Below are 25,004 nucleotides of genomic sequence, written 5' to 3'. Positions count from 1 at the left end.
CCGTTTATGTATTTCAACAGTAACACCGTCGCCTTCCTGGATGGTGAGTTCGTGCCGGCCTCCGAGGCTACCTGTGGGGCTTACGCCCAGTCGCTGCACTACGGATACGCCGTTTTCGAGGGCATCCGGGCCTATAATACGCCCCAGGGTTCCCAGGTTTTCAAAGCACGGGAGCATTACGAGCGGTTTCACTACTCCTGCCAGGCCATCGGGCTGCCGCTAAACTACTCGGTGGAGGAACTGACCCAGATAACCTACCAGCTGCTGGAAAAAAACGGGCTAACCGACGCCTACATTCGGCCCCTGGCCTACGCCGCCACGCCCAATATGAGCCTGAAGCACGCCACGACCGGCAACCTGCTGATGGCCGTGTGGGAGTGGGGCAAGTACCTGGGCGACCAAAGCCTGCGCCTGACGGTGTCGCCCTACGAGCGGCCCAACCCCAAGGCCGTGCCGATTGAAGCCAAAGTGGCCGGGCACTACGTCAACTCCATCATTGCCAGCTCCGAGGCCAAGGGCCGGGGCTACGACGAAGCCTTGCTGCTGGACATGAACGGCTACGTGGCCGAAGGACCCGGCGCCAACTTCTTTTTCGAGAGAGACGGAGAACTGTATACGGCCCCGGCCGGCAGCATTCTGCGCGGCATCACCCGCAATACTATTATTGATCTGGCCCGCGAAGCCGGTATTCGGGTGCACGAGCAGTTTTTCACCCCGGCCGAGCTGCAAGGCGCGCAAGGTGCCTTCATGACCGGCACCGCCGCCGAGGTTATCGGTGTCTCGTCGGTGGATGATGTGGTGTTTGAAAAGCCTTTTGCCGAAACCATCGGGGCTCAGCTAGCCAGCCGCTACCACGACCTGGTAACTGGTGTGCTGGTTCCGGCGCACCTGGTTCAACGCTAGGGAAGCAGCACCCGCGCCCGGTAGCTGAGCTGCTCTCCGGGTAATATTCTAAAACAAACAGCCCGCATGCCCGGGCGCGTTTCCGCGCCCGACGGCCCAGTCGTGCCCTTTTCAGATGAACAAATACAGCCGCATTTACACCCAGAACGACAGTTTGCCCGCTTCCCAGGCCATGCTTATTGGCTCGGGCTTGTCGGAGGCCGACCTGCGCAAGCCGTTCGTGGGCATCTGCTCCACCGGCTTCGACGGCAACACCTGCAACATGCACCTGAACGGCCTTGCCGACCATGTAAAGGAAGGCGTGCAGGCGCACGGGCTGGTGGGGCTGCGGTTCAACACCATTGGCGTTTCCGACGGCATTACCAACGGCACGCCGGGCATGCGCTACTCGTTGGTGTCGCGCGAAATCATTGCTGATTCCATCGAGGCCATGGCCGGGGCCCACAACTACGACGCGCTGGCCTGCGTGGTGGGCTGCGACAAAAACATGCCCGGCTCTTTGATGGCCATGGCGCGGCTAAACCGCCCGGCGCTGATGGTATACGGCGGCACAATTAAGGGCGGGGAGTTCAAAGGGCAGCAGCTCAACATCGTGTCGTGCTTCGAGGCCTACGGCAAGAAGCTGCAGAACAATATTTCCGACGAAGATTACCGCGGCATTATCAAACACGCCTGCCCGGGCCCCGGGGCCTGCGGCGGCATGTACACAGCCAATACCATGGCCTCGGCGGCCGAAGTGCTGGGCATGTCGGTGCCGTATTCGTCGTCGGCGCCGGCCGTAAGTCAGCAGAAGCGCGAGGAGTGCCTGCGCACCGGCGAGTACCTGCTGCGCCTGCTGGAAATGGACCTCAAGCCCCGCGACATTCTGGTGCGCGAGGCCTTCGAAAACGCCATGGTGCTTATTACGGCCCTGGGTGGCTCCACCAACGCGGTGATTCACCTGATGGCCATTGCCGACGCGGCCGGGGTGAAGTTGACCCTGCAGGACTTCCAGGCGGTAAGCAACCGGGTACCCATGCTGGCCGATCTGAAGCCCAGCGGCAAGTACCTGATGGAGGATTTGTCGGCCCTGGGTGGGGTGCCAGCGGTAATGAAAACCCTACTCAACGAAGGACTGCTGACCGGTGACCTGCTGACCGTGACGGGCAAAACGCTGGCTGAAAACCTGGCCGGTATTTCCGCTCTGGGTGAGGAGCAGGACTTACTGCGGCCGTTTTCGAACCCCATCAAAGCCGACGGTCACATCCAGATTCTCTACGGCAATCTGGCTCCGGAAGGCGCCGTGGCTAAAATTACCGGTAAGGAGGGCACCCGCTTCGAGGGCCCGGCCAGCGTGTTCGACTCGGAGGAAGAATTGAACGAAGGTCTGAGCCAGGTACAGCCCGGGCAGGTGGTGATTATCCGCTACGTGGGGCCCAAGGGCGGACCGGGTATGCCCGAAATGCTCAAGCCGACCTCGGCCATCATCGGGGCCGGGCTGGGCGACAAAGTGGCTCTGGTCACCGACGGGCGCTTTTCGGGCGGCACCCACGGCTTCGTCATCGGCCACGTGAGCCCCGAGGCCTACGACGGCGGGCCCATTGCCCTGGTCCGCAACGGCGACCAAGTGGTGCTGGACGCGGCCAATAACACGATGACCGTGCTGGTAGACGAAGCCGAGCTGGCCGCCCGCCGCGCCCAGTGGACGCCACCGGCCGTGAATGCGCCCCGGGGCGTATTGCGCAAATACATCCGCACCGTGGGCTCGGCCAGCGAGGGGTGCATTACTGATTCGTGAGTCCGTCAAACCCCAAGACTATGTTGATCCAGGAAAAGACAACTCAGCTGTTGCCGGAAACGGCCCTCCAAACGATGTCGGGGCGGAAATGACTTTGCGGGCCCTGCTGGCCGAAGGCGTAGACACGATTTTCGGCTATCCGGGCGGCGCCATCATTCCCATCTACGACGCGCTGTATGACTTCGACGGGCAGCTCAACCACGTGCTGGTGCGCCACGAGCAGGGCGGCATTCACGCGGCCCAGGGCTACGCCCGGGCCTCAGGCAAAGTAGGCGTCGTGTTTGCTACCAGCGGACCGGGGGCTACGAACCTGGTGACCGGCCTGGCCGACGCCCAGATTGACAGCACCCCGCTGGTGTGCATCACCGGGCAGGTTTTTGCGCACTTGCTGGGCACCGACGCTTTCCAGGAAACCGACATCATCAACATCACCACGCCGGTTACCAAGTGGAATTTCCAGGTCACGGAAGCCAGTCAGCTGCCCGAGGCCCTGGCAAAGGCCTTTTACATTGCCCGCAGCGGCCGGCCCGGCCCGGTGCTCATTGATATTACCAAGAATGCCCAGCTCCAGAAGCACGACTTTGCGGAGTATCAACCCTGCAACCACATCCGCAGCTACCGGCCCGCGCCCATTGTGCGGCCCGAGTACATCCGGCAGGCAGCGGAGCTGATTAATCGGGCGGCGCGTCCGTTGGTTCTGTGGGTCAGGGAGTGTTGTTGGGTCAAGCCGAAGCTGAATTTCGCGCCTTCATTGACAAAAGCGGTATTCCAGCCGCCTGGACGATTCTGGGAGCCGGAGCTTTGCCTACCGACCACCCGCTGAACGTGGGCATGCTGGGCATGCACGGCAACTACGGCCCCAACGTGCTGACCAATGAGTGCGACGTGCTCATCGCCATCGGTATGCGCTTCGACGACCGGGTGACGGGCCGCCTCGACAAATACGCCAAGCAGGCCCAGGTCATTCACCTCGATATCGACCCCACCGAAATCGACAAAAACGTGGCCGCTACGGTGCCAGTTTGGGGCGACTGCAAGGAAACCCTGCCCTTGCTTACTGAGCTTATCGAAGCCAAAACGCATCCGCAGTGGCGGCTGCGCTTCGAGCAGTTTCAGGCCGAGGAAGTGGCCGCCGTCATTCAGGACGAGCTGTTTCCGACTTCTGATGAGCTGACCATGGGGGAGGTGATTCAGCAGCTGAATGAGCTGACCCAGGGCGAGGCCATTGTGGTAACCGACGTGGGCCAGCACCAAATGGTAGCCTGCCGCTACGCGAAGTTCAACCACTCGCGCAGCAACATCACCAGCGGCGGCCTGGGCACCATGGGGTTTGCCCTGCCGGCCGCCATCGGAGCCAAGTTTGGCCGCCCCGACCGGCCAGTAGTGGCCATCATCGGCGACGGGGGCATCCAGATGACCATTCAGGAGCTGGGCACCATCATGCAAACCGGCGTGGACGTGAAGATCATCATTCTCAATAACCAGTTCTTGGGCATGGTGCGCCAATGGCAGGAGCTGTTTCACGAGCGGCGCTATTCCTTCGTCAACATCGCCAGCCCCGACTACGTGACCGTGGCCCGCGGCTACAGCATCAGTGGCAAGCGGGTGGCGGAGCGGCAAGAGTTGAAAAGCAGCCTGCAGGAAATGCTGCAGCACCCGGGTTCCTTTCTGCTGGAAGTCATGGTGACCAAGGAAAACAACATCTTCCCCATGGTGCCTCAAGGCTGCAGCGTGAGCGAAATCCGGCTGCGGTAGAAAGGAGTGACGAAGTAGAACAACGTCATGTCGAGCCCAGCGAGACATCTCACGTGCAGCGCTAAAATCATTTGCTATAACAACATCAGCACGCGAAATGCTTCGGCTACGCCTCTGCTTGACGCTTAGTCTAAACAGTGAGAAGCCATGAGTGAGCATCCCATCGACCGGCAGGAATACAACATCACGGCCTACACCGAGAACCAGATTGGCTTGCTCAACCGCATTGCCATCATCTTCTCGCGCCGCAAAATCAACATCGAAAGCCTGAATACCTCGCCCTCGGAAATCGAGGGAATTCACCGCTTCAACATCGTGATTCACGAAACTGAGGACGTGGTGCGCAAGATTGCCAAGCAGATCGAAAAGCAGGTGGAAGTGCTCAAGGTCTACTACAACACCAACCAAGAAGTCATCTGGCAGGAAATGGCGCTCTACAAAGTGCCCACCGATGTCATCGCCGAAAAAGCCTCCGTGGAGCGCCTGCTGCGCGAGTACGGTGCCCGTGCCGTGGTGATCCGCAAGGATTACACGGTATTTGAAACCACCGGCCACCGCGAGGAAACCGACAACCTGATCCGGGTGCTGCAACCCTACGGCCTCATCGAGTTCGTGCGCTCGGCCCGCATTGCCATCATCAAGCACAGCGACGGGTTCAACCGCAAGTTGCGCGAGTTTGAGCGCACCGAGCCCGGCTCAGAAGTCGTGGAAAACGAGTTCCTCAACCGCCGCGACGAGGTCTTTACCATGTAGCTGCATTGGCAGCCGGTTTAACGGAAACGTTCTACCAGTTCGTCATTCCGAGCGGAGCAAAGCGCAGTCGAGGAATCTCGCGTGCCATGGGAATCAATGCCGTTGCAGCGAAGCAGTAGAGATGCTTCGACTCCCCTCGGCATGACGGTCTTTGCAACCAGAATCAACAACGTCAGCACGCGAGATGTCTCGCCGGGCTCGACATGACGCCCACAGGAGGATAAACTAGCAGGCCTTTTAGCTCAAAATCAATTTAACACTCAACATTCACCCTTACCCATTTCCATCATGGCAACCATCAACTTTGGCGGCGTAGACGAAACTGTAATCACCCGCGACGAATATCCGCTGTTCAAGGCCCAGGCCTACCTCAAGGACGAAGTCATTGCCGTGATTGGATACGGGGTGCAGGGTCCGGGTCAGGCGCTAAACCTGCGCGACAACGGCTTCAACGTCATCATTGGTCAGCGCCAGGACTCGCCTTCCTGGGAAAAGGCCCTGCAGGATGGCTGGGTAGAAGGCGAAACCCTGTTCTCCATCGAGGAAGCCGCTGAGCGGGGTACCATCATTGCCAACCTGCTGTCGGATGCCGGCCAGATTGCGCTGTGGCCCACGCTCAAGCAGCACCTGACGCCGGGCAAAACGCTCTACTTCTCCCACGGCTTTGGCATCACCTTCAACGACCAGACCAACATCATTCCGCCCGCCGACGTGGACGTGATTCTGGTAGCGCCCAAGGGCAGCGGCACCAGCCTGCGCCGTCTGTATTTGCAGGGCGGTGGCCTGAACTCCTCGTACGCCGTGTTTCAGGATGCTACCGGTGAGGCCCTGGAAAAGGCCATTGCCCTGGGCATCGGCGTGGGCTCGGGCTATCTGTTCGAAACCGACTTCAGAAAGGAAGTATACTCCGACCTGACCGGGGAGCGGGGCGTGCTGATGGGGGCCTTGGCCGGCATCATTGAGGCCCAGTACCAGGTGTTGCGCCAGCGCGGCCACTCGCCTTCGGAAGCCTTCAACGAAACCGTGGAGGAGCTGACCCAGAGCCTGGTGCCGTTGGTCGGCGAAAATGGTATGGACTGGATGTTCAGCAATTGCTCGGTAACGGCCCAGCGCGGCGCCCTCGACTGGAAAGGCCGCTTCCGCGAAGCCACATTGCCGGTCCTCAATGAGCTCTACGACAGCGTAGCCTCGGGCAAGGAAGCGGAGCGCACCATCCAGCGCGGCTCGACGCCCAACTACCGCCAGGAACTGGAAGTGGAATTGAAGGAAGTCCGGGACTCGGAGCTGTGGCAGACGGGTGCTACCGTGCGCCAGCTCCGCTCCCTGAAGAAAACCGCCGAAGCCGATGCATAGCGAAACTATAGCCCCTTCAGTTCCCGCGGTGCTGCTGGAAAACGTGGAGCAGGCTGCTCGCAACCTGCAGGGCGTGATTTACGAAACGCTGCTCCAGCAAAACCTGGGCCTCTCGGCCGCCTATGGCGCGTCGGTATATCTGAAGCGGGAAGACTTGCAGGTAGTGCGCTCCTACAAAATTCGGGGCGCCTACCATAAGATTGCCACGCTGACTCAGGAGCAGGGCGCCCGGGAAGTAGTATGTGCCAGTGCCGGCAACCACGCTCAGGGTGTGGCCTATGCCTGCCAATTGCTGGGGCTGAAGGGCTATATTTTCATGCCGGCCAACACGCCGGCCCAAAAAGTGAGCAAAGTGCGTCTCTTCGGCCAGGAACAGGTCGAAGTTATCCTGACCGGTAACACCTTCGACGACACGTTTCAGGCCGCCAAGCTTTTCTGCGACGAGCGGGGTAGCGCCTTCGTCCACCCGTTTGATGACTTGGCCATTGTGGAAGGACAGGCCACCGTGGGCTTGGAAATCCTGAAAGCCGCGCCTGCTGCCATTGACTACGTTTTCATGCCCATCGGGGCGGAGGTCTGGCCTCAGGCGTGGGCAGCGTGTTTCGGCAGCTGAGTCCGAAGACCAAGCTCATCGGCGTACAGCCCTTGGGCGCGCCGTCCATGCAGCAAGCCATTCAGGCGGGACGGCGGCAGGCTCTGGCGCACATCGAAAGCTTCGTGGACGGGGCGGCCGTAAAGTGCCCCGGCGCGTTGACCTTCGAGCTGTGCCGGGAACTGCTCGACGACGTGGTTTTAGTGCCCGAAGGTCAGGTGTGCGAAGACCTGCTTAAGATGTACAACGAGGAAGGCATCGTGCTGGAGCCGGCCGGCACGCTCAGCATCTCGGCCCTGCGCCAGTTTGCCGAGGAAATTCGGGGTAAAACGGTGGTGTGCGTGCTCAGCGGCAGCAACAACGACATCACCCGCATGGAGGACATCAAAGAGCGGGCCATGCGCCACCAGGGCCTCAAGCACTACTTCATGGTGACCTTCAACCAGCGACCTGGGGCCCTGCGCCGCTTCGTCAACAACGTGCTCCACCCCGACGACGACATCATCCACTTCCAGTACATTAAGAAGAACAACAAGGAAAAAGGACCGGTTTTCGTCGGCATTGAAGTCAAGAAGCCCCACGAAATCGAGGGAATTCAGCAGCGGATGCAGGAGGAAGGCTTTGCCTACGAGTACCTCAACGGCAAGCAGGACTTTCTAAGCCTGCTGGTGTAGAAGAACATCATGCTGAGCGTAGCCGAGGCATTTCTACTCAATAGTAACTTTCGTTGCCTGTCATCCTGAGCCTTGCGAAGGACCTGCCTCGCCTAAATGATAAGCCTCATTCACTGCATAAAGCCTTTTACTACGCCAGTGGTAAAGGGCTTTTGTATGTTAAATAAAGGTGGGTCAGAACCTGGAGGAAGATCCTTCGAAAAGCTCAGAACGACAGGCGACGCGAGCTAATAAAAGCTGGGAATGCTTCCATTAGCTCACTTTACCCGCTCTTTCACCAAGCCGCTGCAACGCTAATTTTAGCGTTAGCCGTTGTATTTGTGTAAACTATATATAGTTGATAATTAAATAATTAAAAATATAAAGCTCGTTATTGGAAATAGTAGGCGTGCCGAGAAATTGTTTTCCCTGACGCGTTTTACCGGTGTACTTGCGGGCAGCAATTCGCTGTAAGTACTCCGAAAACATGGCTGCTCAGAAAATTCAGATCTTCGATACGACCCTGCGCGATGGTGAGCAGGTGCCCGGCTGCAAGCTCAACCAGGATGAAAAACTGGTTATTGCCCGGCAGCTGGAGCTACTCGGCGTCGACGTAATTGAGGCGGGTTTCCCAGTGTCGAGTCCCGGCGACTTTGCCGCGGTGGCAGCCATTGCGGCCCAAACCCGGGAGGCTACAGTCTGCGGCCTTTCCCGAGCCGTTGAAAACGACATTCGCGTGGCGGCTGAATCATTGCGGCACGCCCGCTATCCGCGCATTCACACCGGTATTGGTACTTCCGAGTCGCACATCAAGTTCAAGCTCAACTCCACGCCCGAGCAGGTAATTGAGCGGGCTGTGGCCGCCGTCAAGCTAGCCAAGTCTTTCGTGGAAGACGTGGAGTTTTATGCCGAAGATGCCGGCCGCACCGACAACGTGTACCTGGCCCGCGTCTGCGAAGCGGCCATCAAGGCGGGAGCCACGGTGCTCAATATTCCCGACACGACCGGCTATTGCCTGCCCGGGGAATACGGCGCCAAAATTAAATACCTGTACGAGAACGTGCGGGGCGTGCACAACGTGACGCTTTCCACGCATTGCCATAACGACTTGGGCTTGGCTACGGCCAACTCCATTGCTGGCGTCATGAACGGCGCCCGGCAGATTGAATGCACGATTAACGGGGTAGGGGAGCGGGCCGGAAACACGGCTTTAGAGGAGGTTGTAATGATTCTGCGCCAGCACCCTTACCTCAATCTGGACACCAGCATCACCACGCAGCTCCTGGCCGAAACCTCGGCCATGGTGTCGCATATGATGGCCATGCCGGTGCAACCCAACAAAGCTATTGTGGGAGCGAATGCCTTTTCGCATTCGAGTGGGATACACCAGGACGGCGTTATTAAGCACCGCGAGACGTACGAAATCATTGATCCGCGCGAGGTGGGCGTGGCGGATTCGTCGATTGTACTAACCGCTCGTTCGGGGCGCGCCGCCCTGGCGTACCGCCTACAAAAAATTGGCTACGACTTCGACAAAACGGCCCTGAATAAGGCTTATGCCTCGTTTCTGCAACTGGCCGACCGTCAGAAAGAAGTAGTGGATACTGACCTGCACATCTTGGTGGAGCAGGAAAACTTAGTGGCCGCCAACTAATACCGTGATGAACGCGCCCCAACAAATCAGCCAGGAAGCGCCGCAAGCCGCTGCCCGTCCACCCCGGTGCACCGATTGGTTTACCTACGCGGGCAAAACCCTGCGGCAAACCAGTCAGCAAGAGGAAGCAGACCGCTCTAAGGCTTCAAAGTAACTAGCATGGCCAAGTCCTTATTCGATAAAATCTGGGATGCCCACGTGGTGAAAGCCATTCCGGGCGGGCTCGAGGTGTTTTACATCGACCGGCACCTGATTCACGAAGTTACCAGCCCGCAGGCTTTCGACGAGCTGCAGGAGCGGGGCTTGCCCCTGAGCCGGCCGGAGCAGATTCTGGCCACCGCCGACCACAACGTGCCGACCCGCAACCAGCACCTGCCCATTCAGGATCCGCTGAGTCGCTCCCAAGTGGATAAGCTCACCGAGAACTGTGAGAAGTTTGGTGTGGAGCTGTTCGGGCTGGGCCACCAGTACCAGGGCATCGTGCACGTCATCGGGCCGGAACTAGGCATCACTCAGCCGGGCATGACCATCGTGTGCGGCGACAGTCACACCTCCACCCACGGCGCTTTTGGGGCCATTGCCTTCGGTATTGGCACCAGCCAGGTCACGCAGGTAATGGCCTCGCAGTGCCTGCTCATCAGTCGGCCCAAGCGCATGCGCATCACCGTGGACGGCCAGCTGCGGCCCGGCGTGACGGCCAAGGACGTGATTCTCTACATTATTTCGAAGCTCGGTACGGGCGGGGCCACCGGCTACTTCGTGGAGTATGCCGGCAGCGCCATTCGGGGCCTGAGCATGGAAGGCCGGATGACGGTCTGCAACATGAGCATCGAAATGGGTGCCCGCGGCGGCCTTATTGCTCCCGATGCTACCACGTTTGAGTACCTGCACGGCCGGCCCTACGCCCCGCAGGGGGAGCGGTGGGAGCAGGCCGTGGAGTATTGGCAGACTCTGTATTCGGAGGAAGGCGCCGAGTTTGAATCGGACCTGACCTTCGACGCGGCCACCATTACGCCCATGATTACCTACGGCACCAACCCCGGCATGGGCATGGCCCTGAGCGGTGCCATTCCGGTGCTGGGCACCGATGGGGAAGCGGCTAGCTTTGATAAGTCATTGGCCTACATGGGCTTTAAGCCGGGTGAGTCCTTGCTCGGTAAGGAAATCAACTACGTCTTTATCGGCAGCTGCACCAACTCCCGCATCGAGGATTTGCGGGCGGTGGCAGCTTACGTGAAAGGCAAGCACAAGGCCGGGCACGTGGAGGCCATCATTGTGCCGGGTTCCAAACAAGTGGAAAAGCAGGCCATAGAAGAAGGCCTCGACCAAGTATTAGCCGAAGCCGGCTTTGAGCTGCGCGAACCCGGCTGCTCGGCCTGTCTGGCCATGAACGACGACAAGATTCCAGCCGGGGCTTACTGCGTGTCGACCTCTAACCGCAACTTCGAAGGTCGCCAAGGCCCAGGGGCCCGCACCTTGCTGGCCAGCCCGCTGGTGGCCGCTATAACAGCTGTAGAGGGCCGTATCGTCGACATCACCCAGTATTTGAATTAACAACCTGCCATTCTGCCGCGCCCCAAGCGTCGCCCGGCACGCAAGCGAGAGGAGGAATCAGCTAGGGAGCTGGCCTTGGGCCCGCCGGACCAGCCCGCTACCGGAAACTGGTTTCTTCTTTCACTTGACGCAGGCTATAGAATCACTTCCATTTCGTCCCACCCATGGAAAAATTTCAAACGCTCCGCTCGGGCGTCGTCCCGCTGCCCATCGAAAACGTCGATACGGACCAGATTATTCCGGCTCGTTTCCTGAAGGCCACCACCCGGGAGGGGTTTGGCCAAAACCTGTTTGCCGACTGGCGCTACCAGGCCGACGGGCAGCCCAAGGCCGATTTCGTGTTGAATAACCCGCGTTATCAGGGCCAGATTCTGCTGGCCGGCAAAAACTTCGGTTGCGGCTCCAGCCGGGAACACGCTGCCTGGGCCTTGTATGATGCGGGCTTCAAAGTGGTTATTTCCAGCTACTTCGCCGACATCTTCCGCGGCAATGCCCTGAACACGGGTCTGCTGCCGCTGCAGGTTTCGGAGGAAGTATTGCAAGGCTTGTTCCGGCAGATTGAGCTGGAGCCCGAAACGCAGCTGGTCGTGGATTTGCCCAGCCAGACTTTGGCTATACCGGTGTGGGATGCCAGCATCAGCTTCGAGCTGGATGCTTACAAGAAGGAGTGCCTGATCAACGGCTACGACGATATCGACTATTTGGTGAGCCAGCGCGACGCCATTAAAACCTATGAACAGCTCCGCAAATGGGTATTTTAAGCAAACGAATCGTGGTGCTGTCGGGTGACGGTATCGGGCCAGAAGTGTGTCAGGAGGCGGTACGGGCTCTGAAAGCCGTAGCCGATAAATTTGGGCACGACTTTACCTTCGATTACCAGCTCATGGGTGCCTGCGCCATCGACGCGACCGGCGACCCGCTGCCGGAAGCTACGCTCGACGCCTGCCGCCGCGCCGATGCCGTGCTGCTCGGGGCCATCGGCGACCCCAAGTATGACAACAACCCCAGTGCCAAGGTGCGCCCCGAACAAGGGCTGCTGCGCCTGCGCAAGTCGCTGGGCCTGTACGCCAACATTCGGCCCGTGACGGCCTACGACCGGCTGCTGGAACACTCGCCGCTGAAGAAGGAGCGGATTCAGGGCGCCGACATGGTCATCTTCCGGGAACTGACCGGCGGGGTGTACTTCGGCGAGAAAGGCCGCAACGAGGACGGCTCGGCCTACGACAACTGCACCTACAGCCGTTTTGAAATCGAGCGGATTGCGCACCGCGCCTTCCAGGCTGCAGAAGCGCGCCGCGGCAAGCTGACGCTGGTAGACAAGGCCAACGTGCTGGAAACTTCCCGGCTGTGGCGCGAAGTCGTGCAGGATATTTCCCTACAGTACCCCAAAGTGCTGGTCGATTATCTGTTTGTGGACAACGCAGCCATGCAGATGATTTTGAGCCCCAAGCAGTTCGACGTGATTCTGACCGAGAACATGTTTGGCGACATCATCTCCGACGAAGCTTCGGTTATTGCCGGCTCCCTGGGCTTACTACCCTCGGCCTCGGTAGGCGACGAAACCGCGCTGTTTGAGCCCATTCACGGCTCCTATCCCCAGGCTAAGGGCAAAGGCATTGCCAACCCCATTGCCACCATTCTGTCGGCGGCCATGATGCTGGAGCACTTTGGCCTACAGGAAGAAGCCAAATCCGTACGCAAAGCCGTGGACAATGCCCTGGAGCAAGGCGTGCTGACCCCGGAACTCAACGCCAAGTCACCTTACACGACCGAGCAGGTGGGCAGCTTCGTGGCCTATGGCATCCTGGATATTCTGGATTGCCAGCTGCACAAGAACAACATTGCTCTTGGTTTGAGCACGATTATTTAAGATTGGTTTGACCATAAAAAACCCCGTCACATATGTGGCGGGGCTTTTTGTGTTTAAGCGAATCTGGTTTGGGCCGGTGCTACTGGGCTTTGATAAAGCGGCGTACCACGCTGGCCTGGTCTTCAGCTGTGAGGCGCAGCGTGTACACCCCGGCTTTCAGGGCCGAAACGTCCAGGTCGGTGGCCTGCAGCTGCCCGCTCAGCACGGTGCGGCCGGTGGCATCAATAATCTGGTAGCGGCTGCCGGCCAGGCTGGTTTCGGCCCGCAAGTGCAGCACGTGCGCGGCGGGGTTGGGGTAAACTTCCAGGCTACGGCCTAGGCTGCCGGCATCGGCAGTAGCCAGCGTCGTTTCGGCGGGCCGGGCGGCGGTGCCCTTCGTGATGCGCAGCCAGTTGAAGTTCCAGCCGCCGGCCTGGGCATACACGCCGAAGCTGTAGGTACCCGCATTTACGTTGACCGTTTGCCGCACCGTAGTCCAGTTTTGCCAGCCGCCGGTGGCGGGAATTGTCACGTTGCCGAGCTGAATGCTGCCCGCGTTTAAATCCGACGACAGGGTGCTGCCACTGGGGCTGGCCACGCGGTACTCGATGGTGTACGTGCCCGAAGTTGGGAAATTGATGTTGGCGTAGGCCATCCAGTCGGTAGCGTCGATGAAGCCCACGTTCTGGCCGCCGCCGGTGTCGGTGGTCGTCTCGGTTTGCACGCCCTGCATGCTGGTAAAGGCTTCGGCTTGGATAGTCGTTGAGGAAGTGGGCGGTGGTGTGGTGCTGGCAAAGCTGAGCCAGTTGACGTTGCACCCTGTCGAAGCTGAGGCGAACAAACGCAGGGTCTGGCGACCGGCCGGCAGCGTCACAGTAGCATTGATGGTTTGCCAGTTCTGCCAGCCGCCCGTGTTGCCTACGTTGACGCTGCCTAGTACCGTGCCAGCGCTGTTGCGCAGCTGCAGCGTAGCGCCGCCGTAAGCCGAAGATACCCGGAAGCCCACGGTGTAAGAACCGGCCGTGGCCACGTTCACCGAGTAGTCGAGCCAGTCGCCGGTTTCGTACCAGGCCACATTTAGTCCGCCGCCGGTGTCGGTAGTCGTTTCGGTTTGGGTGCCCGATTGTGCCGAAGAGCTTTCGGCCTCAATTCGCCCCGGGATGGCCTGGGCTGGGGCGGAGTCACGCCGTTGCGCTGCACGACTACCTGGTTGATGGCCGTGAGCAGGGAGTTGGCGCCGGTAACGTCCTGCGACAGTTCCCAGATCATAATGCCGCTGCCCTGGTCGAAGGCCAAGTTGGTTTTGCTCTTGATGGTCGGGATGCCGTTGTAGCCCACGCCGTCGAAGACGTCGGCATTGGGGCTGGCGCCGCGGGCCAGCAGTTGAGCGTACGATTCCCAGGTGGGCCGGCCGTAGAAGGGCACGCCGAGCACGGTTTTGTTGGCTGGCAGGCCGCGACCCTTCCAGTAGTTGATGGACTGCACCGCGTAGTCGTAGGTGGAGTGGTCGAAGTTGTTGAAGTCGTAGGCCATCAGGTTCAGAAAGTCTACGGACGTAAAGACGCTGTTCAGAATGCTGGCTCCGCCTGTGCCCACCACGGCGGCCGTAAGCAGCTTGCCGCGGCTGTGCATCTCGGTGGAAAGCTGTTGCATCAGCAGGGCGTGGTTGTTGGCCGAAGCCCCGGCGTCGGGGTATTCCCAGTCGATATCCACGCCGTCGAGGTTGTACTGATTGGCAAAGTTGACCAGGTTCGTGACGAAGGTGTTGCGGTACGAAGCATTGGCCCCAATACTCTCGAAGCCGCTGTCGTTGCCGTCGTTCCAGCCGCCCACCGAAATCAGCACTTTCACCCCGTTGGCGTGGGCCAACGAAACCAGGCTTTGGAGCTTGGCGGGGTTTTCAATGGGCTGCAAACCACCGGTAGCCGTGGGGAGCAGAAAGGCGTAGTTGATGTGAGTCAGTTTGCTGTACTGCACGCTGTTCACGTCTCCGGCCCAGGAGGGCACGTAGCCGATAACCCGGAACTGGGCCAGAGTTGGCAGCGTGATAAGGCTGAACAATAGCAGCAGCAAAAGCCTGGAAAGTGAAGAAGTTGTTTTCATAGAGTGGAAATGGTTAGGTGAAAGAAAGCAAAGGGCAAGCCGCCGGAGAGGCGGAGAATTTTGTCATTCGTAAACAGGCAGTGCCACCGGAAGCAGACCTGAATCCGGCTTCCGGTGGCACTGCATTTACTGCTTCACAAACCGCTGCACCAGTTTTTGGTGGTCTTGCGTGAGGGCAATTAGCGTGTAGAGCCCCGGCTTTAACGCGGCTATATTCAGCGGCTGCCCGTCGTAGGAACCCTGCCATACTTGCTTGCCTTCCACGCTGACAATGCTCAGGGCCGCACCGGCCAACGCTGGGTCTGGAGTGAGGCCCAGCGTATTGGTGGCGGGTTAGGATACACTTCTAGCGCCTGCGCCCGGCCAGCGGTAGCCGTTGTGGCCAAAACCTGAGCAGAGCGGGCACTGGTTGTACTGCCTGCCTTGGTAATGCGGATCCAGTTCAGGTTCCAGCCGCCAGCCTGGGCAAACACGCCGAAGTTGTAGGTGCCCGCAGTGACGTTTACCGTTTGCGACACGGTAGTCCAGTTCTGCCAGCCGCCGGTAGCGGGAATAGCTACGTTGCCTAGCTGCGTGGTGCCCGCATTCAAATCGGCTGATACCCGGCCGCCGCTGGGACTGGCTACGCGGTACTCGATGGTGTAAGCACCCGAGGTGGGGAAGGTCACACTGTTGTAGATCATCCAGTCGTTGGTGTCAATCCAGCCCACGTCCTGCCCGCCGCCCGTATCCGAGCAGGCTTCTAGCTGCACTCCGCTCATCGTGCTGTACGACTCAGCCTGCAGCGTCACGGACGAAGTGGCCGGTGGGGTAGTGGCCGGGCCGTACACCTCGATTTCGTAGATGGAATAGCCGTAGGCAGTAGCGCGGCGGGTGCCATAGAGGCGCAGGTAGCGGCCCCGGCCGGCCAGGCCCGTAATGTCGTCGACGCCCCCGTCGCCGTTGAGTACGGTGTGGATGGAGGTCCAGGAAGTGCCGTCCGTGGACGTTTGCAGCTGGTAGTCTTTGCCGTAGGCTGCTTCCCAACTGATTTTTACCCGGGCAATGTCTTTCACCGTGCCCAGATCGAGCTGCAGATACTGCGGATCGGCGAAGTTGCTGCTCCAGCGCGTGGTCAGGTTGCGGTCGATGGCGCTGGCGGCTCCGGTGGCGCTGCTCTCACTCGACGAGGCGACGGCGCCGGTTGGGGTGAGCAGGTTTTGCGGGGCGCTACCACCGCTGAAGGGCAGGCTGACATAGAGCTGGCCCAGCTCTGTAAGCTGCCCCGAAGCGGGAGCCAGCAGGTTGATATTGGGTATTTCATTGTTGCGGCCCGAAAACCAGGCGTAGCGAAACACGGCCGGCTCATTTTCCAGGTAGTTCACCGCGTCGGTCAGGTACTTTTTCTGCACGTCCAGGGTAATCTGGCTGGCGGGCATGTCGCCGCAGGAAAACTCGGTGAGCCAGATGGGCTTGTTATACTTTTTCAGCTCCGCAATTTTGTCGCGCAGCCACCGCTCTTCGCACACGTAGGTGTGCACGGCAATGTAGTCGACCTGGCACGTGGGGCAGGCGGCAAAAAAGGCGTCGAGGTATTGGGTGGGCGAGTAGTAGGTCACGCCGTTTTCCGAGACGCAGTCGCCGCAGTAGTTCACGGCGGGCGACACGAGCTTGAGGTTTTTGCGGCGGGCCACTTCCTGCAGCGTGGGCCAGAGCGCGGCGGCCTGGGTTGGCGTCAGGTTGGCCTGGGAGCGGAAATTGGGCTCGTTGAACCCCAGCAGATATTTGGCCCCGGCGGGAATATTAGCCGCCAGCCGGTCGGCCGTGAACGGGGTACCGTCCAGGTCGCGGCCCCATTGCATGGGCACGTAGTCGATTCCCAGCCCCGGGTAGATAGTGGCCACGCCGGCCTCGGGACGGGAGTACCAGTTGTACCACCAACTGATGCCCGGCGCCAGCGCCTGCATATCGGCCGCCGAGTGGTAGCCATAGGCCAGGCCCCGTTTAGTGCTCTTCGTAGGAGTCTGAGCCTGGGTAAGCTGGGCCAGCAGGCTACGAGTAATCCTAGCAGCCACCAGCCCGCAGTTCTCCGAAACATGTAGTTTTTCATAGCAAAAGGTTAGTAGAAGTGACTGCTCCAACTGGCGTGATGCCTCCCGTGTTCTTGGTCAGGTAGCAAAAAGAAGGACTACCCACCGGTAGTCCTTCTTTTTGCTACCTGGCTATTGCTTGATAAGCTGCCGGGTAAGTTTTTTCTGATCCTTGGTTTCGATTACCAGCCGGTAGACGCCGGCCCGCAAGGCCGACATATCCAGCGCACCTCCGCCCACGACTCCCTGAGCTTTTACTTGCCCGTAAGAATCCAGTACCTGATACGCGCTGCCTTCCAGCTCTGGGCCTGCTTCCAGGCGCACCCAGTCCGTTACCGGGTTAGGATACAGGCTCAGCCGTGCGCTGCTGGCCGCGGTAGTTTCGGGTGCCTGGGCTACAGCAGCGCTGCCCACTTTGGTGATGCGGACCCAGTTGAGGTTCCAGCCGCCGGTCTGGGCATAGATGCCGAAGTTGTAGGTACCAGCCGTTACGTCCACGGTGCGCGACACGGTGGTCCAAGCCTGCCAGCCGCCGGTAGCCGGAATGGCCGTATTACCGAATTGCGTAGTGCCGGCATTCAGGTCCGAGGAAATGGTGCCACCGCTGGCGCCGCTGGCTACGCGGTACTCAATCAGGTAAGAGCCCGAGGTAGGGAAGTTGATGCCGTTCCAGACTAGGTAGTCGCCGGCATCTACGTAGCCCATGTTCTGACCCCCGCCCGCGTCGGTGGTGGTTTCCGCCGTCATGCCGTTGTTTACGCTGGCCGCTTCAGCCTGCAAGGTCACGCTAAAGGACTGGCTGGCCGCAGGCTGCACCCGCAGCGAAGTGGCTTTGTCATTCCAGTTGCTGGTGCCTAATGGGTTGTTTACCAGACAGCCATTGCCGGCCGTCAGAGTCAAAGCAGTGCCGCTGAAGTTGTCGTTTTCGTACAGTACCACCTGGTAGCCGCTGTTCACGGTGAGCGAAGAAATATCGTCGTTCAGGATACCGCGGCTTTGTAGAGCAGCCAGGGTATAGTCGCCCGCAGGCAGGGCCACGGCCGTGCCGGTGTAGTTGCAGTCTTTATACACAGTAGCTACACCGCCCGAGGCCGGAGCCGGGGCCGTGCCCGTAATGTTGAACGTGCCCAGAGAGCCGTAGTCGGAGTAACCTTCGGTAACCGGGTTGCCGTAGCTGGTGCCGTCTATCTGCAGGTAATACGAGCCCGCGCTCAGGTTGGCGCTGAGCGTCGTGCTCAGGCTGCCCTGGGTGTCAAAGGTCCCGATTTGGGTTCCACTGCTGGTAAACAGGCGCCCTACGATGTCCAAGTTGCCGTGCCGGCCCACTGTGTTCAGGTTCAGATTGACCGTGCCGCCGCTGGTGGAAAAAGCGAAGTAGTCCTGGTCGCCGGTCCGCTCGATAATGCCCGAGCCGCTGAGGCTGTTGCCGTTGCGGGCCAGGTTGGTAGCTCCGCTGATGCTGCCGCTATGGTCGTCGTTGCGGTAGCCCACGTTGTAGGTGGCGCTGGCCATAATGGCCAGATCGTCCTGGGTCTGGCTGGCCGAGGCATACTCGCCGCGGCTCCAGTGCGTGACGGGCTTGTAATAGCCCGCGCCCATAATCGGGGCCCAGTTGCCGGCCGAGGAACGGGCGTCGTAATACTCTTCCTTAGGATTGAGGCGGCCGTCGTGGCTCAGGCCCAGGGTGTGGCCTACTTCGTGCGAGGCCGCTTCGCCACCGGCTTTAGGCGAGGTCATAAACACCCAGCAGGGCGTGTCGTCGTTCCAGTTGAAGGACGTCAGATAAGCCACCCCACCCGCGCCCGGCGCCGCCGTATTGGTCGGCGTGATGATGCAGCGCATGCGCATGGTTTTGGGGTAGGAGTTAAACACGGCCTCGTCGGTGGTCACGTTCATGCTGAAGGGCCGGAAATCTTCACTGACCAGCTCCCAAAACTCCTGAATGGCCGCGTCGGTCATGCCCGCCGGGCCGCGTTGATGGGGTTGCCGTTGTTCCAGGGCGTGCCCGACACGTATTGGCCGTCGAAGTCGAGCATGATGCAGCCCCGGGCGCCGGGCAGGCTCTGCAGGGAAACCACGGCGGCGCGGTTGTCGGCGGTGCCAGGCTGGGGTGCCGGGTTGCGGTAGCCCACGGGCTGGTGGTAGTCCACGCAGAGCACCTTGTCTATGTCGACAGGCTGCACCCGTACGTTGCCGCGCGCGTCGGCCGAGTACTGGTAAGCCTGGCGGGTTTGACGCAGAATAATGTTGCCCTGGACTGTATTGCCTTCAATGCGCAGCAGAAACGACGAGCCCGGCACGTTCTGGATTTCGCCCACCAGGTACTCACCGCTACCGGTCAGGTCTTCCCGATGGTTGACTTTGCCTACAAATGCCTGGCTGCCCGACACCCGCAGACTAATCGTTGGAGTTGCCCGCCGGCTCTCGGCCGTGGCTACCTGGCTTTCCAGCTGCCGGACCAGCTCCTGGCTCGAGCCGACCGCGTAGAATGCCCGGCTTTCCTGATTTTGCGCCCAAGCTGGGTTGCTGAGTCCGCCACCGAGCAGCAAGGCTCCTAGGCCATACAGATACTTGTTTTTCATGATGGATAATTTGGTAGGAGTTGGATTGTGGAAAGAGCAGAAAAGGAGCAGAATGAGAATCAGAAGGCAGCAGAATAGCAGGCTGCCCGTTCAGGCAGCCTGCCAAATCCCGTACTGGAAGGTTACTTGCTGAAGCGGCGCGTCAGCTTCTGCTGGTCTTTAGTGACGATAACCAGCGTGTAGAGGCCGTTTTTGAGGTTTGCTACATCTAGGCGGCTGGTGCTCAGCGTGCCGCTGGCTACTACGTGGCCCCGGTCGTTGACAATCTGGTACTGACTGCCGCTCAGGTCCTGGCCCGCCTGCACGTTGAGCTGATTGGTAGCCGGGTTGGGGTACACGCTCAGCTCGGTTGTTACTTCCGGAGCCGTGGTGCTAGCCGGGGCCGTCCGGGCCGTGCCGGCCTTGGTAATGCGGATCCAGTTGAGGTTCCAGCCGCCAGCTTGGGCAAACACGCCCAGGTTGTAGGTGCCCGCATTCACGTTCACGGTCTGAGCCACGGTGGTCCATGTTTGCCAGCCGCCGGTGGCGGGAATGGCTACGTTGCCCAACTGGGTGGAGCCTGCATTCAGATCAGCCGATACCCGGCCCCCGCTGGGGCTGGCCACGCGGTACTCAATCGTGTAGGCGCCCGAGGTCGGGAAATTGACGCTATTGTAGGCCATCCAGTCGTTGGTGTCAATCCAGCCCACGTCCTGCCCGCCGCCCGTGTCTGAGCAGGCTTCCAGTTGCACCCCGTTCATGGTGCTGTACGACTCGGCTTGAATGGTGATGGAGGAGGTGGGTGGGGGAGTGCTGGTTTTCTGATACACCCGCACGTAGTCCACAAACATGGTGGCTGGCAGCTTGCTTTCATCCACGGTCTGTCCTGGCCAGTTACCGGCTACAGCCAGGTTCAGCAGTAGGAAGAAAGGCCGCTGAAATTCTTCGGTGCTGCCCGTGCCGCCGCTTATGTTGATTTCATGGTACTTGATGCCGTCCACAAACCAGCGGATGTAGGCTGGCTCCCATTCTACGGTGTACACGTGGTAATTTTCGGGCGAGGTAACAACGTTGCCGCCGTATTCGGCGTGGCCGTTGCTGTCCCAGTGCACGGTGCCATACACCTTGTTTTCGGCGTTGATGTGCTCCATTACGTCAATTTCGCCGCAGGCCGGCCAGCCTACCTGCCCGATGTTGGCTCCCAGCATCCAGAAAGCCGGCCACAGGCCCTGGCCCAGCGGCAGCTTCATACGGGCCTCAATCTTGCCGTAGGTAAACTGCTTCAGCCCTGGGTTTTCATGCGCGACGATGTATAGGCCATGCCTCCCACATTTTCCCGCCGGGCCGTAATCATCAGGTCCGTGCTGTTGACAGTAGCGTTGGCGCGCTGGTAATACTGCTTTTCATTGTTGCCCCAGCCGCCGCCACCGGTTTCGAACACCCAGCTGGAGCTGATGCTACCATTAAACTCGTCGGCCCAGACTTGCTGGTAGGTTTGGGCTTTTGCCGGAACGTGGCACAATGCCAAGAATGCCGCGGCGCGCCACAGCGTGGTAAAGGTCTTTTTCATGATTGGTGGGATTGGAAGTGAAAGGAACAGATATGCGGAAGCCGGCCGAATACCAAGACTCGGAGTAAGACCAGACTAGAAAGCAAATAGGGAGTGCTAAGCGACGGCGCGAGCAATAGGTGAAGCTGCGCGAGTAGGTAAGAGGGTCGGTAGCAATAGGAGCGTGTAGTCAAATATACCCCTTTCAGCAACTAAAAGCAAGCTGCTAAATAGGTTTAGCAACCCACCAAAGTTTACTCAGACGGGCACTTACACGCTTAAGACACACCTTGTACACAACGTTTAAAGGAGAAATCAAGCTGATTTACAGCTTCTAGGACACAAATACCGCCGTTTAAAAAACACGCAAAAAAGTTTGAGCATCGGCCGGTATTATTGTTATAATTTTAAAATATACGTCGCAATAGTGTAAATCAGGCAAGGTTTGCCTCCATGGGTAGGATACACCTTATCCGAATGCTTGCGGGGATTTGCCCCTGGGCCTAACACAAGCGAGGCCGGACAATAACTGCCCGGCCTCGTTGCCTACTGTTGAGTACGTTGGGGTGCAGGCGCTAGCCTTGCGACTGATACTTCGACTTAATGAAGTCCAGCATTTCCTGAATTTGCTCGTCCGTTTTCTGGGCCTGAATTTTCCATAGGGCATCAATGAGCAGCAGCAGCAAGCTCACTTCCTTGTCGGGCTCCTGGTAGCGGAGCTTCTCGAAGGCCCGGTGCAGCAGGGCCGGTACGGGCTGCAAAAACCGCTCGTGCTGCTTCTGGGCCACTTCGCTGTTGGTCAGCCGCGACTGTAGCTTCCAGAAGTGGGGCTCTTCCTTCACCAGCTTGTAAGGCAGCTCAATCACGCTGTGGATAAGGCCCAGCGGGTCGCGCTCCTCCAGCCAGCCACGGTTGGCCTCGATGATGCGCTTGTAGCCGTTCTTGATGATAAACTCCAGAAGTTGTTCCTTGGAGCCGAAATACTTGAAAATAAGGGCTTCCGAAACACCCGCTTCTTTGGCAATAAGCTGCGTGGGGGTGTGCTCGAAGCCCTTGTCGCCGAATAGCTGCAATGCTACCTGGGCAATATGCTGCTTACGGTTGGTCATGGGCGCGTTTTATTTGGGCGGGGAATATCCCGGCGGGGCTGCTGGTAGCAGGTAAGAGGGCTGCGTAGTTAAAAGGTCACTGGTTCTTAATAACCAGATCGTGGCAGGCGAAGTCGACTGCTGGCAGAACAACCCTGCAAATCTATTAATCTGGGACTAGCTAACCACAACCGTAGGCGGGCAAAAACAGAATTGTTTTGCTTGCTACCCCTCCAGATGGATAGCACTAGTACAAAAAAAGCCCCCGCAAGGTTTTGCGGGGCTTTTTTGGAAGGGGCTAACTGCGCAGAGCGGGCAAATTAATTAGGGGCGGCGATTCACGGCGTTCAGGTCCTCGAAGGCCTGCTTGAGGCGCGCCACGAAGGTTTCTTCGCCTTTGCGCAGCCACACGCGCGGGTCGTAGTACTTCTTGTTGGGCGAGTCAGCGCCGCTGGGGTTGCCGATCTGGCCCTGCAGGTAGGCTTCGTTCTGCACGTAGTAATCCTTGATACCTTCCCACAAAGCCCACTGCAGGTCGGTGTCGATGTTCATTTTGATGGCGCCGTAGCTAATGGCCTCGCGGATTTCCTCCTGCGACGAGCCCGAGCCGCCGTGGAACACGAAATCGATGGGCAGGGCCTCCTCGATGTTGTGCTTCTGGCGCAGAAACTCCTGGGAGTTGTGCAGAATCTTGGGCTGCAGCTTCACGTTGCCGGGCTTGTACACGCCGTGTACGTTGCCGAAAGCGGCAGCAATGGTAAAGCGGCTGCTCACCTCGCTCAGCTGCTCGTAGGCGTAGGCCACTTCCTCGGGCTGGGTGTAGAGCTTCGAGGAGTCCACGTCGGAGTTGTCGACGCCGTCTTCCTCGCCGCCGGTTACGCCCAGCTCGATTTCCAGCGTCATGCCCATCTTGCTCATGCGCTCCAGGTAGCGCTTGCAGATTTCAATGTTTTCCTCAATCGGCTCTTCCGACAAGTCCAGCATGTGGGAGCTGTAGAGCGGCTGGCCGTACTGGGCGAAGTGCTTTTCGCCGGCCGTGAGCAGGCCGTCAATCCAGGGCAGAAGCTTCTTGGCGGCGTGGTCGGTGTGCAGAATCACGGGCACATCGTAGAGCTCCGCCATCTGGTGCACGTGCTGGGCTCCCGAAATGGCGCCGGCAATGCTGGCGCGCTGGTCGCCGTTGGGCACCGATTTGCCGGCGAAGAACTGCGCGCCGCCGTTCGAAAACTGGATGATAACCGGCGAGTTGAGCGCCTTAGCCGTTTCTAGCACAGCATTCACCGTGTTGCTGCCCGTCACGTTGACAGCGGGCAGGGCAAAGCCCTGGGCCTTGGCTACTTTAAACAGGGACTGAACTTCGTCGCCGTGGAGCACGCCGGCGCGCAAGCCGGTAAGCGTTGATTCTGCCATTGAGGGAGAGAAATTAGGGTACGAAAGGGGAATGGAATGAGGAAGAGCTAGAGTACGCGGCGGCCTCTGGGATGGAGCCTTTTCCGGGGCAGCAGTGAGCCTTGCCGCCGGAACTTGCCCGCGCAGAAACCGTACTGTTCAGCTGGATTACCGCCCGGCTAACCGGGCTAAAACAGCCAAAAGCCTCGGGGCTGTGCGGCCCCGGAACTGGGCTAAAGATAAGGCAGATTTCATACACGCGTGGGTTTTGCTGTGAAATTGGCTCTATCTTGAGCCCTGGCATCTGTCCAACCAATTTTCCAAGTGCATGGCAAACCGTCGGGCCTCCATTACTGATTTAGCTAAAGCCCTGAACCTGTCGGCCTCCACGATTTCCCGGGCCCTGGCCGACCACAACGACGTGAGTGAGGCCACCAAGGAAAGGGTGCGGCAGGCGGCCCAGGAACTCAATTACCGGCCCAACCAATTGGCCGCCGCCCTACGCCGCGGCCAGAGCAAAACCTTGGGTGTGCTGGTGCCCCACATTACCGGTAACTTCTTTCCCCACGTCGTGCACGGCATTGCCACCGAGGCCAGCAAGTCGGGCTACAACGTGCTGATCTGCCAGTCGGATGAGGATGTGCGGCAGGAGAAGAAGAACATCGACCTGTTTATGAATGCCCAGGTCGAAGGCATTCTGGTGTCCTTGGCCAATACCACCCAGGATTTCACCCACTTCAACGACGTGAAGGACCAACGCCTGCCACTGGTGTTTTTCGACCGGATTATCGAGGGGTTCCAGGGGCCCAACGTGAGTGCCGTGGTGCTCAACGACTACCTCGGGGCCTACCAAGCCGTGTCTCACCTGATTGAGCAGGGCTGTACCCGGATTGCCATTTTCAGCGGCCCGCTGCACGTTAACATCAACAAGAACCGCTACCAGGGCTACCTCGACGCCCTGCAGGCCCACGGGTTGCCGCTGCGCCGCGAGTACGTGTCGCACCACGCCGATATTAACCTGAAAAGCGGCACCCAGGCCATGCGCAAGCTGCTCAAGCTGCCTCAGCGCCCCGACGCGGTGTTTGCCTCCAACGACCTAGCCATTGTGGGTGCCATGCAGGTAGCCAAGGAGCAGGGCCTGCGCGTGCCGGAGGATATGGCCCTGATTGGCTTCAGCAACGAGGCCTTCACCGAGCTTACTGAGCCTACCTTGACGTCGGTAGACCAGCGCAGTGAGCAGATGGGCCGCACCGCGGTACGCCTGCTGCTCAAGCTCCTGAACCGGCCCGCCACGGCCGCGCCCCTCAAGCCGGTGGTGCTGGAGCCCAAGCTCATCATCCGCGAGTCGTCGGTGCGGCTACCGGCAAATCGCTAATGCTCAGTCAGGGACAACAAGCTGACC

The 25,004-nt window shown here is 59.5% G+C and carries 20 protein-coding genes and 2 pseudogenes; 12 read left to right on the top strand and 10 right to left on the bottom strand.

Features of this window, described 5'->3' with window-relative positions; all coding sequences use genetic code 11:
• The first annotated feature begins 6 nt into the window (after window positions 1-6).
• The 11 genes and pseudogenes from MUN79_RS27570 (at window position 7) to leuB (ending at window position 12,864) form a co-directional block, all read left to right on the top strand.
• Window positions 7-903, top strand: coding sequence for a branched-chain amino acid transaminase (locus MUN79_RS27570; protein WP_244675656.1), 897 nt, complete (start codon window positions 7-9; stop codon window positions 901-903).
• 115 nt (window positions 904-1,018) lie between these two features.
• Window positions 1,019-2,680: a dihydroxy-acid dehydratase gene (ilvD, locus tag MUN79_RS27565; RefSeq protein ID WP_244675655.1), complete on the top strand. Its 1,662-nt coding sequence runs from the start codon at window positions 1,019-1,021 to the stop codon at window positions 2,678-2,680.
• Window positions 2,681-2,768: 88 nt separating this feature from the next.
• A pseudogene (gene ilvB, locus MUN79_RS27560) lies at window positions 2,769-4,435 on the top strand (biosynthetic-type acetolactate synthase large subunit).
• Window positions 4,436-4,582: 147 nt separating this feature from the next.
• Window positions 4,583-5,188, top strand: coding sequence for an acetolactate synthase small subunit (gene ilvN / locus MUN79_RS27555; protein WP_244675654.1), 606 nt, complete (start codon window positions 4,583-4,585; stop codon window positions 5,186-5,188).
• Window positions 5,189-5,476: 288 nt separating this feature from the next.
• Entirely contained in the window at window positions 5,477-6,541 is a 1,065-nt protein-coding gene (gene ilvC / locus MUN79_RS27550; RefSeq protein WP_244675653.1) for a ketol-acid reductoisomerase, read from the top strand.
• Window positions 6,534-7,426 (top strand): annotated as a pseudogene (locus tag MUN79_RS31550) (pyridoxal-phosphate dependent enzyme); the annotation flags it as partial. The gene ilvC and the pseudogene MUN79_RS31550, both read left to right, overlap by 8 nt.
• A gap of 81 nt (window positions 7,427-7,507) precedes the next feature.
• Complete coding sequence (locus MUN79_RS32145) at window positions 7,508-7,807, top strand: hypothetical protein (protein WP_375378276.1); 300 nt, start codon at window positions 7,508-7,510, stop codon at window positions 7,805-7,807.
• 466 nt (window positions 7,808-8,273) lie between these two features.
• Window positions 8,274-9,440, top strand: coding sequence for a 2-isopropylmalate synthase (locus tag MUN79_RS27540; RefSeq protein WP_244675652.1), 1,167 nt, complete (start codon window positions 8,274-8,276; stop codon window positions 9,438-9,440).
• 159 nt (window positions 9,441-9,599) lie between these two features.
• Window positions 9,600-10,994: a 3-isopropylmalate dehydratase large subunit gene (gene leuC, locus MUN79_RS27535; protein ID WP_244675651.1), complete on the top strand. Its 1,395-nt coding sequence runs from the start codon at window positions 9,600-9,602 to the stop codon at window positions 10,992-10,994.
• Between the two features lie 164 nt (window positions 10,995-11,158).
• The gene (leuD, locus tag MUN79_RS27530; RefSeq protein ID WP_244675650.1) at window positions 11,159-11,755 is read left to right on the top strand and encodes a 3-isopropylmalate dehydratase small subunit; all 597 of its coding nucleotides are present in this window, start codon (window positions 11,159-11,161) and stop codon (window positions 11,753-11,755) included.
• Complete coding sequence (gene leuB, locus MUN79_RS27525; RefSeq protein WP_244675649.1) at window positions 11,743-12,864, top strand: 3-isopropylmalate dehydrogenase; 1,122 nt, start codon at window positions 11,743-11,745, stop codon at window positions 12,862-12,864. The genes leuD and leuB overlap by 13 nt, the downstream gene beginning before the upstream one ends.
• 79 nt (window positions 12,865-12,943) lie before the next feature.
• On the opposite strand, the gene MUN79_RS27520 is transcribed toward leuB, so the two are convergent.
• The 10 genes from MUN79_RS27520 to fbaA form a co-directional block, all read right to left on the bottom strand.
• Window positions 12,944-13,993, bottom strand: coding sequence for a carbohydrate-binding protein (locus tag MUN79_RS27520; protein WP_244678403.1), 1,050 nt, complete (start codon window positions 13,991-13,993; stop codon window positions 12,944-12,946).
• A complete protein-coding gene (locus MUN79_RS27515; RefSeq protein ID WP_244675648.1) occupies window positions 13,921-14,946 on the bottom strand; it encodes a glycosyl hydrolase family 18 protein in 1,026 nt (341 codons plus the stop codon). The genes MUN79_RS27520 and MUN79_RS27515 overlap by 73 nt, the downstream gene beginning before the upstream one ends.
• A 126-nt stretch (window positions 14,947-15,072) precedes the next feature.
• On the bottom strand, window positions 15,073-15,240 hold the full coding sequence (locus MUN79_RS32405) for a T9SS type A sorting domain-containing protein (RefSeq protein ID WP_511177048.1): 168 nt from the start codon (window positions 15,238-15,240) through the stop codon (window positions 15,073-15,075).
• Window positions 15,222-17,000: a glycosyl hydrolase gene (locus tag MUN79_RS27510; protein WP_244675647.1), complete on the bottom strand. Its 1,779-nt coding sequence runs from the start codon at window positions 16,998-17,000 to the stop codon at window positions 15,222-15,224. Before MUN79_RS27510 ends, MUN79_RS32405 begins: the two co-directional genes overlap by 19 nt.
• A gap of 147 nt (window positions 17,001-17,147) precedes the next feature.
• On the bottom strand, window positions 17,148-18,974 hold the full coding sequence (locus MUN79_RS27505) for a carbohydrate-binding protein (RefSeq protein ID WP_244675646.1): 1,827 nt from the start codon (window positions 18,972-18,974) through the stop codon (window positions 17,148-17,150).
• A complete protein-coding gene (locus tag MUN79_RS27500; RefSeq protein ID WP_244675645.1) occupies window positions 18,971-19,597 on the bottom strand; it encodes a hypothetical protein in 627 nt (208 codons plus the stop codon). The genes MUN79_RS27505 and MUN79_RS27500 overlap by 4 nt, the downstream gene beginning before the upstream one ends.
• A gap of 122 nt (window positions 19,598-19,719) precedes the next feature.
• Window positions 19,720-20,826 carry a carbohydrate-binding protein gene (locus MUN79_RS27495; RefSeq protein WP_244675644.1) on the bottom strand — a complete coding sequence of 369 codons (1,107 nt, stop codon included), beginning with the start codon at window positions 20,824-20,826 and terminating at the stop codon, window positions 19,720-19,722.
• A 32-nt stretch (window positions 20,827-20,858) separates the two neighbouring features.
• Window positions 20,859-21,146, bottom strand: coding sequence for a glycoside hydrolase family 16 protein (locus MUN79_RS27490; protein ID WP_244675643.1), 288 nt, complete (start codon window positions 21,144-21,146; stop codon window positions 20,859-20,861).
• A 554-nt stretch (window positions 21,147-21,700) separates the two neighbouring features.
• A complete protein-coding gene (locus tag MUN79_RS27485) occupies window positions 21,701-22,234 on the bottom strand; it encodes a TetR/AcrR family transcriptional regulator (RefSeq protein WP_244675642.1) in 534 nt (177 codons plus the stop codon).
• Window positions 22,235-22,537: 303 nt separating this feature from the next.
• The gene (gene fbaA / locus MUN79_RS27480) at window positions 22,538-23,623 is read right to left on the bottom strand and encodes a class II fructose-bisphosphate aldolase (RefSeq protein ID WP_244675641.1); all 1,086 of its coding nucleotides are present in this window, start codon (window positions 23,621-23,623) and stop codon (window positions 22,538-22,540) included.
• Window positions 23,624-23,930: 307 nt separating this feature from the next.
• Between fbaA and MUN79_RS27475 the strand changes: the two genes are divergently transcribed.
• Window positions 23,931-24,977 (top strand): LacI family DNA-binding transcriptional regulator, encoded by a 1,047-nt coding sequence (locus tag MUN79_RS27475; protein ID WP_244675640.1) that lies wholly within the window; start codon window positions 23,931-23,933, stop codon window positions 24,975-24,977.
• The last annotated feature ends 27 nt before the right edge of the window (window positions 24,978-25,004 follow it).

The sequence above is a fragment of the Hymenobacter cellulosilyticus genome, from assembly GCF_022919215.1.
Lineage (GTDB): Bacteria > Bacteroidota > Bacteroidia > Cytophagales > Hymenobacteraceae > Hymenobacter > Hymenobacter cellulosilyticus.
Note: the sequence above shows the minus strand (reverse complement) of the source record. Positions and strands in the feature narration are given on the sequence as shown.

Coding starts and splice junctions, on each gene's coding strand:
- MUN79_RS27475 (WP_244675640.1), top strand. CDS start 23,931: ATGGCAAACCGTCGGGCCTCCATTACTGATTTAGCTAAAGCCCTGAAC.
- MUN79_RS27540 (WP_244675652.1), top strand. CDS start 8,274: ATGGCTGCTCAGAAAATTCAGATCTTCGATACGACCCTGCGCGATGGT.
- MUN79_RS27485 (WP_244675642.1), bottom strand. CDS start 22,234: ATGACCAACCGTAAGCAGCATATTGCCCAGGTAGCATTGCAGCTATTC.
- MUN79_RS27515 (WP_244675648.1), bottom strand. CDS start 14,946: ATGAAAACAACTTCTTCACTTTCCAGGCTTTTGCTGCTGCTATTGTTC.
- MUN79_RS27495 (WP_244675644.1), bottom strand. CDS start 20,826: ATGAAGCTGCCGCTGGGCCAGGGCCTGTGGCCGGCTTTCTGGATGCTG.
- fbaA (WP_244675641.1), bottom strand. CDS start 23,623: ATGGCAGAATCAACGCTTACCGGCTTGCGCGCCGGCGTGCTCCACGGC.
- MUN79_RS27500 (WP_244675645.1), bottom strand. CDS start 19,597: ATGAAAAACAAGTATCTGTATGGCCTAGGAGCCTTGCTGCTCGGTGGC.
- ilvC (WP_244675653.1), top strand. CDS start 5,477: ATGGCAACCATCAACTTTGGCGGCGTAGACGAAACTGTAATCACCCGC.
- MUN79_RS27505 (WP_244675646.1), bottom strand. CDS start 18,974: ATGACCGACGCGGCCATTCAGGAGTTTTGGGAGCTGGTCAGTGAAGAT.
- ilvD (WP_244675655.1), top strand. CDS start 1,019: ATGAACAAATACAGCCGCATTTACACCCAGAACGACAGTTTGCCCGCT.
- leuD (WP_244675650.1), top strand. CDS start 11,159: ATGGAAAAATTTCAAACGCTCCGCTCGGGCGTCGTCCCGCTGCCCATC.
- MUN79_RS27570 (WP_244675656.1), top strand. CDS start 7: ATGTATTTCAACAGTAACACCGTCGCCTTCCTGGATGGTGAGTTCGTG.
- MUN79_RS27490 (WP_244675643.1), bottom strand. CDS start 21,146: ATGAAAAAGACCTTTACCACGCTGTGGCGCGCCGCGGCATTCTTGGCA.
- leuC (WP_244675651.1), top strand. CDS start 9,600: ATGGCCAAGTCCTTATTCGATAAAATCTGGGATGCCCACGTGGTGAAA.
- leuB (WP_244675649.1), top strand. CDS start 11,743: ATGGGTATTTTAAGCAAACGAATCGTGGTGCTGTCGGGTGACGGTATC.
- ilvN (WP_244675654.1), top strand. CDS start 4,583: ATGAGTGAGCATCCCATCGACCGGCAGGAATACAACATCACGGCCTAC.
- MUN79_RS32145 (WP_375378276.1), top strand. CDS start 7,508: ATGGAGGACATCAAAGAGCGGGCCATGCGCCACCAGGGCCTCAAGCAC.